Genomic DNA, 6,588 nt, shown 5'->3' on the forward strand with positions numbered 1-6,588 from the left:
ATGGACGACGAACTGAATTCCCGCCTGAAACCGCTGCGCGACCGCATCGACGCGATCGACGCGCAGCTGATCGCGCTCCTGAACCAGCGCGCCGCGGTGGCGCTCGAGGTGGGCGAGGTCAAGAAGCATTTCAACGCGCCGGTGTTCCGGCCCGAGCGCGAGCTGCAGGTGATCGCGCGGCTGCAGGACATGAGCGCCGGGCCGCTCGCGAGCGAGCACATCAGCGCGATCTGGCGCGAGATCATGGCGGCGAGCCGTGCGCTCGAGCAGACGATCCACGTCGCGTTCCTCGGGCCGGTCGGCACGTATAGCGAGCAGGCGATGCTCGAGTATTTCGGCCAGTCGATCGAAGGGCTGCCGTGCCCGTCGATCGACGAGGTGTTCCGCTCGGTCGAGGCCGGTGCGTCCGCGTTCGGCATCGCGCCGGTCGAGAATTCGACCGAAGGAGCGGTATCGCGCACGCTCGACCTGCTGCTGCAGACCCAGTTGGTGATCAGCGGCGAACTCGCGCTGCCGATCCATCACAACCTGCTCACGCAGAGCGGCACGCTCGACGGCGTGAAGCGCGTGTGCGCGCATGCGCAGGCGCTCGCGCAATGCCAGCAGTGGCTCGCGGCGAATGCGCCGCAGCTCGAGCGGCAGGCCGTGGCGAGCAACGCGGAGGCCGCGCGTCTCGCGGCGGCCGATCCGACCGTCGCGGCAATTGCCGGCGACCGCGCGGCCGCGCACTATGGATTGCAGATCGCGTTCTCGCTGATCCAGGACGATCCGCACAACCGCACGCGCTTCGTGATCGTCGGCAAGCAGCCGGCCGGGCAGAGCGGTCACGACCAGACGTCGCTGATCGTGTCCGTGAAGAACGAGCCGGGCGCCGTGTTCAAGCTGCTCGAGCCGCTCGCGCGGCACGGCGTGTCGATGACGCGCTTCGAGTCGCGTCCGGCGCGCGTCGGCACGTGGGAGTACTACTTCTATATCGACATCGAAGGGCACCGCGACGATGCGGCGGTGGCGGCCGCGCTCGCGGAACTCGGCCAGAAGGCCGCGTTCCTGAAGATACTCGGTTCGTATCCGCGCGCACGCTGACGCGCGGCGGCCGTCGCCTGCTTGGCGCAGGCGGGGCGGCCGGGCGGGCAGGGCAGGCCGGTCGGCGCTGCCGAAGGCGGGTTCGGGCGGTATCCGGCGCAGGTTGCGCCGGGTGCGGGCCCGTTGCCCGGAATCTGGAATTCCGCGTGCGGGGCGTCGTTTCGCGCGCGTAACTTGGCTCTTGTCGTGTCAGGCTTTGCATTCAACAAACTGGTCATTTTCGGCGTCGGCCTGATCGGCGGATCGCTGGCCCGCGCGCTGCGCGAGCGCGCGCCGGGCGGCGCGGGCGAGATCGTCGGCGTCGGCCGTTCGCGCGCGTCGGTCGAGCGTGCGTGCTCGCTGGGCGTGATCGACCGCGCGGCGGCGCTCGACGACGACGCGCAGTTGCGCGACACGCTGGCCGGCGCCGATCTCGTCCTGCTGGCCGCGCCCGTCGCGCAGACGGGCCCGTTGCTCGCGCGCATCGCGCCGTGGCTCGACGGCGCGACGATCGTCACCGATGCCGGCAGCACCAAGTCCGACGTCGTCGCGGCTGCGCGCGACGTACTCGGCGCGCGGATCGCGCAGTTCGTGCCCGGTCATCCGATCGCGGGGCGCGAATCGAGCGGCGTCGAGGCGGCGTTGCCGGACCTCTACGTCGGCCGCAACGTCGTGCTGTGCCCGCTGCCGGAGAACGCGCCCGACGCGGTGGCCCGGATCGACGCGATGTGGCGCGCGACCGGCGCCGACGTGCGCATGATGAGCACCGAGCAGCACGATCGCGTGTTCGCGTCGATCAGCCATCTGCCGCACGTGCTGTCGTTCGCGCTCGTCGAGCAGATTCTCGGCGAGGCCGACGCGGAACTGAAATTCTCGTACGCGGCCGGCGGTTTCCGCGATTTCACGCGTATCGCGGCGTCGAACCCGGAAATGTGGCGCGACGTGTGCGTCGCGAACCGCGCGGCACTGCTCGACGAACTCGACGGCTACACGCGCGTGCTCACGCGGCTGCGCGCGGCGATCGACGCCGGCGACGGCGCGGCGCTCGAAGCCGTATTCACGCGCTCGCGCGCCGCACGCAAGGCATGGCAGGAGCGCGGCGGCGCGCCCGCTGCCGAACTGGTCAAGAAATAACAGGACGATTCCCATGGACTACCTCGATCTCGGCCCGTACTCCAGCGCTTCGGGCACCGTGCGCCTGCCCGGCTCGAAGAGCATTTCGAACCGCGTGCTGCTGCTCGCGGCGCTCGCCGAAGGCGAAACGACGATCACCAACCTGCTCGACTCCGACGACACGCGCGTGATGCTCGATGCACTCGGCAAGCTCGGCGTAAAGCTCGCGCGCGACGGCGACACCTGTGTGGTCACCGGCACGCGCGGCGCGTTCACCGCGAAGACGGCCGACCTGTTCCTCGGCAACGCGGGCACGGCCGTCCGGCCGCTGACCGCCGCGCTCGCGGTAAACGGCGGCGACTATCGCGTGCACGGCGTGCCGCGCATGCACGAACGGCCGATCGGCGATCTCGTCGACGGCTTGCGCCAGATCGGTGCGCAGATCGACTACGAGCTGAACGAAGGCTACCCGCCGCTGCGGATCAAGCCCGCGACGATTGCGGTCGATGCGCCGATCCGCGTGCGCGGCGACGTGTCGAGCCAGTTCCTCACCGCGCTGCTGATGACGCTGCCGCTCGTGAAGACGAAGGACGGCAGGACCGTCGTCGAAGTCGACGGCGAACTGATCTCGAAGCCGTACATCGACATCACGATCCGGCTGATGGCGCGCTTCGGCGTGACCGTCGAGCGCGACGGCTGGCAGCGCTTCGTCGTGCCGGCCGGCGTTCGCTACAAGTCGCCGGGACGGATCATGGTCGAGGGCGATGCGTCGTCCGCGTCGTACTTCCTCGCGGCCGGCGCGCTGGGCGGCGGCCCGCTGCGGGTCGAGGGCGTGGGGCGCGCGAGCATCCAGGGCGACGTCGGTTTCGCGAACGCGCTGATGCAGATGGGCGCGAACGTGACGATGGGCGACGACTGGATCGACGTGCGCGGCATCGGCCACGATCACGGCAAGCTCGAGCCGATCGACATGGACTTCAACCTGATTCCCGACGCGGCGATGACCATCGCGGTCGCGGCGCTGTTCGCGAGCGGCACGAGCACGCTGCGCAACATCGCGAGCTGGCGCGTGAAGGAGACGGACCGCATCGCCGCGATGGCGACCGAGCTGCGCAAGGTCGGCGCGATCGTCGAGGAAGGCCCCGACTATCTCGTCGTCACGCCGCCGGAAAAGCTCACGCCGAACGCGGCGATCGATACGTACGACGATCACCGGATGGCGATGTGCTTCTCGCTCGTCAGCCTGGGCGGCGTGCCCGTGCGGATCAACGATCCGAAGTGCGTCGGCAAGACGTTCCCCGACTATTTCGACCGCTTCGCCGCGCTCGCCAAGGCCTGACCCACTGTTCCGATGAAATCGACCCGACCCTTTCACCCGACTCCCGTCATCACGATCGACGGCCCGACCGCTTCCGGCAAGGGCACCGTCGCGGCCCTCGTCGCCGCGCACCTCGGCTTTCACCTGCTAGACAGCGGCGCGCTGTACCGGCTCGCCGCGCTCGCGAGCGTGCGCTACGGGATCGCCGCGGAAGACATCGACGCGCTGGTGAAGCTGATCGACGATCTGCACATCACGTTCCGTGAAGGGTGCGCGCAGCTCGACGGCGTCGACGTGTCGAACGACATTCGTGCCGAAGCGGTCGGCAACCGCGCGTCGGCCATTGCCGTGCACGGCCCCGTGCGCGCCGCGCTCGTCGCGCGCCAGCGCGCGTTCCGCAAGACGCCGGGCCTCGTCGCGGACGGGCGCGACATGGGCACGGTGATCTTCCCGGACGCCGTGCTGAAGGTGTTCCTGACGGCCAGCGCCGAGGCGCGCGCGACCAGACGGCATAAGCAATTGATGCAAAAAGGTTTTTCTGCTAATATAGATAACTTGCTCCGGGATCTTCGTGAACGTGACGCGCGCGACAGCAATCGCGCAGCCGCGCCGCTGAAGCCTGCGGCAGATGCCAAGCTGCTCGATACGTCGGCGCTTTCGGTCGATGAAGCCGTCGATCAGGTGCTGCAGTGGTACCGGGCGCTCGGCCAGCCCGCCTGAGAAGGTGGGCAGCGGTAGGTGCTTCGCGTCGCAAGCGCGGAGCGTGTTTCGAACCCTTAACCCCGTGTGGTCCTCGATCTGGCCCTTTCAGCCTGCCATTCCGGCCGGCGTGGCACAGCGAGCCATGCACAATCAGATTTTTATGTCCGACCTGCAAACCTCCACCCCGAATACCGAATCCTTTGCGGCTCTGTTCGAAGAGTCGCTGACCCGCCAAGACATGCGCGCCGGCGAAGTGATTTCCGCCGAAGTCGTGCGCGTCGACCACAACTTCGTGGTCGTCAATGCAGGCCTGAAGTCCGAGGCTTACATTCCGATCGAGGAATTCCTGAACGATCAGGGCGAGGTTGAGGTGCAGTCGGGCGATTTCGTGTCCGTCGCGATCGACGCACTCGAAAACGGCTACGGCGACACGATCCTGTCGCGCGACAAGGCGAAGCGCCTTGCATCGTGGCTGTCGCTGGAAAAGGCCCTCGACAACAACGAACTCGTCACCGGCACGATCACCGGCAAGGTGAAGGGCGGCATGACCGTGATGGTCAACGGCATCCGCGCGTTCCTGCCGGGTTCGCTGGTCGACACGCGTCCGGTCAAGGACACGACCCCGTACGAAGGCAAGACGCTCGAGTTCCGCGTGATCAAGCTCGATCGCAAGCGTAACAACGTCGTGCTGTCGCGTCGTGCAGTGATCGAAGCAACCCAAGGCGAAGAGCGCGCGAAGCTGCTCGAGACGCTGAAGGAAGGCGCGATCGTCAACGGCGTGGTCAAGAACATCACCGACTACGGCGCGTTCGTCGACCTCGGCGGCATCGACGGCCTGCTGCACATCACCGACATCGCATGGCGTCGCGTGCGTCACCCGAGCGAAGTCCTGTCGGTTGGCCAGGAAGTCACCGCGAAGATCCTCAAGTTCGACCAGGAGAAGAACCGCGTCTCGCTGGGCATCAAGCAACTGGGCGACGATCCGTGGGAAGGCATCTCGCGCCGTTACCCGTCGGGCACGCGCCTGTTCGGCAAGGTCACGAACATCACCGACTACGGCGCATTCGTCGAAGTGGAATCGGGCATCGAAGGCCTCGTCCACGTGTCGGAAATGGACTGGACCAACAAGAACGTCGCGCCGTCGAAGGTCGTCCAGCTGGGCGACGAAGTCGAAGTCATGGTCCTCGAGATCGACGAAGACCGTCGTCGTATCAGCCTCGGCATGAAGCAGTGCAAGCCGAATCCGTGGGATGACTTCAGCCGCAACTTCAAGAAGGGCGACAAGATCACGGGCGCAATCAAGTCGATCACCGACTTCGGCGTGTTCATCGGTCTGCCGGGCGGCATCGACGGCCTGGTCCACCTGTCGGACCTGTCGTGGAGCGAAGCCGGCGAAGAAGCCGTTCGCAAGTACAAGAAGGGCGACGAAGTCGAAGCAATCGTGCTCGGTATCGACGTCGAGAAGGAGCGCATTTCGCTCGGCATCAAGCAGCTCGAAGGCGACCCGTTCAGCAACTACGTTGCAATGAACGACAAGGGCTCGATCGTCGACGGCGTCGTGAAGACGGTCGATGCGAAGGGTGCGGTCGTCACGCTGACGGGCGACATCGAAGGCTACCTGCGTGCGTCGGAAATCTCGCAGGATCGCGTTGAAGATGCACGCAACGTGCTGAAGGAAGGCGACAAGGTCAACGCGATGGTGATCAACATCGATCGCAAGTCGCGCGGCATCAACCTGTCGATCAAGGCGAAGGATTCGGCTGAACAACAGGAAGCGATCCGCGGCCTGCAGTCGGACTCCAGCGCTGCTGCGACCGGTACGACCAACCTCGGCGCGCTGCTGAAGGCGAAGCTCGACGGCCAGAACCAGTAAGCCTTACGAGGTCTGCTGAAGTATGACCAAATCCGAGTTGGTCGCGCAGCTGGCATCGCGATTTCCGCAACTTGTCCTCAAGGATGCGGATTTCGCGGTGAAAACGATGCTCGATGCGATGTCCGACGCCCTGGCGAAAGGGCATCGCATTGAAATTCGGGGTTTCGGCAGCTTCGGCCTCAATCGTCGCCCGGCGCGCGTCGGACGCAACCCGAAGTCGGGGGAGAAAGTGCAGGTGCCCGAGAAGTTCGTGCCGCACTTCAAACCTGGCAAGGAATTGCGTGAACGCGTCGACGGCCGCGCCGGTGAGCCGCTGAAGGCTGACGATCCGGACGACGAGCGTTGAGCGTCGTTCGGTGAGCCCGGAACCTGTCCGGCGAAGGCTGAAAAGAAAAGCGCCCCTTGTGAACTGCACCCCAAAAGTTGGACACTAGTCCAACCTTTGGGGTGTTTTACATGACGAAGTACAACGAGCAGTTCAGACAAGGCATCGTTGACGAGTATCTGGCCGGCGGAATTG

Annotated in this window: 6 protein-coding genes; all 6 read left to right on the plus strand. The window is 66.1% G+C overall.

Features of this window, described 5'->3' with window-relative positions; translation table 11 throughout:
* A complete protein-coding gene (gene pheA / locus HWX55_RS34565; protein ID WP_034206715.1) occupies positions 1-1,083 on the plus strand; it encodes a prephenate dehydratase in 1,083 nt (360 codons plus the stop codon).
* A gap of 186 nt (positions 1,084-1,269) precedes the next feature.
* Entirely contained in the window at positions 1,270-2,196 is a 927-nt protein-coding gene (locus tag HWX55_RS34570) for a prephenate dehydrogenase/arogenate dehydrogenase family protein (protein ID WP_175978931.1), read from the plus strand.
* A gap of 13 nt (positions 2,197-2,209) precedes the next feature.
* Positions 2,210-3,514 carry a 3-phosphoshikimate 1-carboxyvinyltransferase gene (gene aroA, locus HWX55_RS34575; RefSeq protein ID WP_175978932.1) on the plus strand — a complete coding sequence of 435 codons (1,305 nt, stop codon included), beginning with the start codon at positions 2,210-2,212 and terminating at the stop codon, positions 3,512-3,514.
* A gap of 12 nt (positions 3,515-3,526) precedes the next feature.
* Positions 3,527-4,213, plus strand: a complete 687-nt coding sequence (gene cmk, locus HWX55_RS34580) for a (d)CMP kinase (protein WP_057928113.1) — start codon at positions 3,527-3,529, stop codon at positions 4,211-4,213.
* 124 nt (positions 4,214-4,337) lie between these two features.
* Positions 4,338-6,068, plus strand: coding sequence for a 30S ribosomal protein S1 (gene rpsA / locus HWX55_RS34585; RefSeq protein WP_011694214.1), 1,731 nt, complete (start codon positions 4,338-4,340; stop codon positions 6,066-6,068).
* Positions 6,069-6,090: 22 nt separating this feature from the next.
* Positions 6,091-6,414 carry an integration host factor subunit beta gene (locus tag HWX55_RS34590; protein ID WP_006486894.1) on the plus strand — a complete coding sequence of 108 codons (324 nt, stop codon included), beginning with the start codon at positions 6,091-6,093 and terminating at the stop codon, positions 6,412-6,414.
* The last annotated feature ends 174 nt before the right edge of the window (positions 6,415-6,588 follow it).

Origin of the sequence: Burkholderia sp. BCC1047 (genome assembly GCF_902833155.1) — a bacterium.
In the GTDB taxonomy this organism is placed as follows: Bacteria; Pseudomonadota; Gammaproteobacteria; order Burkholderiales; family Burkholderiaceae; genus Burkholderia; species Burkholderia sola.